3 protein-coding genes are annotated in these 3,119 nt (G+C 73.1%); 1 reads left to right on the top strand and 2 read right to left on the bottom strand.

All coding sequences use genetic code 11. The features are described 5' to 3' along the window. Positions 1-868 (bottom strand): DUF5925 domain-containing protein (locus tag IE312_RS32980; protein ID WP_229900718.1); only part of this gene is annotated, 868 nt, incomplete at its 3' end. Between the two features lie 282 nt (positions 869-1,150). Here IE312_RS32980 and IE312_RS32975 point away from each other — a divergent pair. Further along, the gene (locus tag IE312_RS32975; RefSeq protein ID WP_189985908.1) at positions 1,151-1,957 is read left to right on the top strand and encodes an SGNH/GDSL hydrolase family protein; all 807 of its coding nucleotides are present in this window, start codon (positions 1,151-1,153) and stop codon (positions 1,955-1,957) included. Between the two features lie 158 nt (positions 1,958-2,115). Here IE312_RS32975 and IE312_RS42940 read toward each other — a convergent pair. Further along, positions 2,116-3,119 (bottom strand): HoxN/HupN/NixA family nickel/cobalt transporter (locus IE312_RS42940; protein WP_368860038.1); only part of this gene is annotated, 1,004 nt, incomplete at its 5' end.

Raw genomic sequence — 3,119 nt, 5'->3', positions numbered from 1 at the left:
CGTTGGTGGTGACGCCGACCAGCACGTTGCGGCCCTGGCCGAGCAGGCCGTCGGTCAGGTTCAGCAGCCGGGACAGCGCCTGGCCCGCGGTGTGCCGGGCCTCGCCGCGGATCAGCTCGTCGCAGTCCTCCAGCAGCAGCAGCCGCCAGCGGCCCTTGCCCGCGCCGTCGTCCTCGCCGATCGCGATGTCCATCAGGTAGCCGACGTCGGAGAAGAGCCGCTCCGGGTCCAGTACGCAGTCGACCTGGCACCAGTCCCGCCAGGACCGGGCCAGGGTGCGCAGCGCGGAGGTCTTGCCGGTGCCGGGCGGTCCGTGCAGCAGCAGCAGCCGGCCGGCGATGTCCTCGGGGGTCGTCTTCATCAGGCGGTCCATGGCCTCGGCCACCGGCGCCGAGTAGTTGGGCCGGACCTCCTCCCAGGTGCCCGCGGAGATCTGGCGGGTGGTGCGGTGCGGGCCGCGCCTGGGGGAGACGTACCAGAACCCCATCGTCACGTTCTCCGGCTGCGGTTCCGGCTCGTCGGTCGCGCCGTCCGTGGCCTGGTCGAGGATCCGCTGGGCCAGTTCGGCGCTGGTCGCGGTGACCGTGACGTCCGCGCCCCGGTTCCAGCGGGAGACCAGCAGGGTCCAGCCGTCGCCCTCGGCGAGGGTCGCGCTGCGGTCCTCGTCGCGGGCGACCCGCAACACCCGGGCGTCCTCCGGCAGCAGGGTCGCGCCCGAGCGCACCCGGTCGATGTTCGCCGCGTGCGAGTACGGCTGCTCGCCCGTCGCGAAGCGGCCGAGGAACAGCGCGTCGACGACGTCGGACGGCGAGTCGGAGTCGTCGACGTGGAGCCGGATCGGCAGAGCGTCGTGTGGGTTCGCAGACATGCCGCCATGATCCGGCACGAGTGCGCTCCGCGCATGGCATTTCCCCCGCGGGGGAGCGCGGTTCTTCGGCGGCCCGGTCCGCCCGCCGGTGCCGCGGACCGGCCGGCGGTGCGGCGGGGTTGACGGGCCGTCGGCAGACCTGACATGCCCACGCAATAGGTGAGCGGTGAACCTTTCGGGTTGATCCTGTTGAGATCACAAAAGTCTTGGCATGAACACTTCCTGTCAACACGCGTAGCTGCTACGACAGTTGAGGCAGAGATCCTGCTAAAGGGAGGTTCCATGAGACGTTCCCGACTTACCGGATTCGTGACCTCGCTCCTCCTCGCCGCCGGCCTCGGTCTCACCGGGGCCGCTTCGGCGCAGGCCTCCTCGACGGCCGCGGCCGGCGGCTACGTCGCGCTCGGCGACTCCTACTCGTCCGGGGTGGGCGCCGGCAGCTACATCAGCTCCAGCGGCAGCTGCGACCGCAGCACCAAGGCCTACCCGTACCTGTGGAACGCCGCCCACAGCCCCTCCTCGTTCGCCTTCAACGCCTGCTCCGGCGCGAAGACGGACGACGTGCTCGCGAACCAGCTCGGCTCGCTGAACTCCTCCACCGCACTGGTGTCCCTCACCATCGGCGGCAACGACGCCGGTTTCGCCGATGTCATGACGACCTGTGTGACCAGCTCCGACAGCACGTGCCTGTCCCGCATCAGCACCGCGAAGGCGTACGTCGCCAACACGCTCCCCGGCAAGCTGGACACCGTCTACGACGCGATCGGCGCCAAAGCCCCGTCCGCCCGGGTCGTCGTCATCGGCTACCCCCGCTTCTACCTGCTCGGCCAGTCGTGCCTCGGCCTCTCGGAGACCAAGCGGTCCGCGATCAACGACGCCGCCGACTACCTCGACACCGCCATCAAGGCCCGCGCCACCGCCCACGGTTTCGTCTTCGGCGACGTCCGCACCACGTTCAGCGGCCACGAGATCTGCTCCGGCAGCTCCTGGCTGCACAGCCTCAACTGGCTCGACATCGGCGAGTCGTACCACCCGACCGCGTCCGGCCAGTCCGGCGGCTACCTGCCGGTGTTCACCAACGCGGCCTGACCCGAACGGGCTCGCTCCCACGGGTGAACCTTCCGGGATCCCTCCCGGCGGAGACCCCCGGGGCGGGACCGGCGCGGCGGCGGAGGTCCCGGGGGACGGGGTCTCCGCCGCCGTCGCACACGCACCGCGAACGGCACCGCGTCCGGGGCGGCCCGCGCTCAGCCCAGCGCGGACGCGGCCCCCTTGAGCACCAGTCCCGTGCCGAGCGCCAGCACGACCAGCGCCGAGACCAGCGGCAGGGTCCGGCGCACCAGGGCGGTCAGGGGGTGCGTACTCCAGCGCGGGCGCCGCTCCATGACCCGGGCCGCCCCCGCGCCCAGCCGTACCACGGCGAACCCGGCGGCGGTGAGGGTCAGCGCGAGCCCTGCCCCGTACGCCACGACGAGCAGCAGCCCGAACCACGCCTTGCCCAGCGCGGCGGCACCGACCAGGACGACCACCGCGGACGGACTGGGCACCAGCCCGCCGGCGAACCCCAGCAGGATCGTGCCGCGGACGGTGGGCGCGACGGGGTGCGAGTGGGTGTGCCCGCCATGGGTGTGGGTGTGCTCCCCGTGTCCGTGGACGTGCCCGTGCCCGTGTTCGTGCCCGTGCCCGTGTTCATGCCCGTGCCCGTGTTCATGCCCGTGTTCGTGTTCGTGACTGTGGCCGTCATGGGTGTGCTCGGCGCCGTCATTATGGTGGTGTGCGGCGCCGTGGCCGGCGCCCACCACCGCCAACTCCCGCCGCTCGGCCGGTTCGTGCACCACGCCGACCGCCCGCACCCGGTTGTGCCAGGCCCGGCGCAGCAGGGTGACGCCGGCCGCCAGCACCAGGGCGCCGCTGGCGATGCCCAGCCAGGAGATCACCGCCGGCGCGGCGGCGGAGCCGGCCGTGACCAGCAGGCCCAGGGCGACCACGCCCAGGGTGTGGGTCACGGTGACCGAGGCGGCCAGCGGCAGCACGTCCCGCGGCCGGGCCCGGCCACCGCGCGCCGCCGCCGTCGCGGCCATCAGGGTCTTGCCGTGGCCCGGGGCCAGCGCGTGCATCGCGCCCAGGGCGACCGCGATGAGCAGCGCCACGGCGGCGAAGCCGACGGTGAGGTCGCGCCGGGCCACGAGGTCGTCCAGGGCCCGGGTCCAGCGGTCGGCACCCCGGGGAAGCACGCCGGTGCCCGGGGCCG

This window comes from Streptomyces capoamus (genome assembly GCF_014654935.1).
GTDB classification, from domain to species: domain Bacteria; phylum Actinomycetota; class Actinomycetes; order Streptomycetales; family Streptomycetaceae; genus Streptomyces; species Streptomyces capoamus.
The sequence above is the reverse complement of the archived record's forward strand: the minus strand, read 5'-3'. Positions and strand labels throughout refer to the sequence as shown.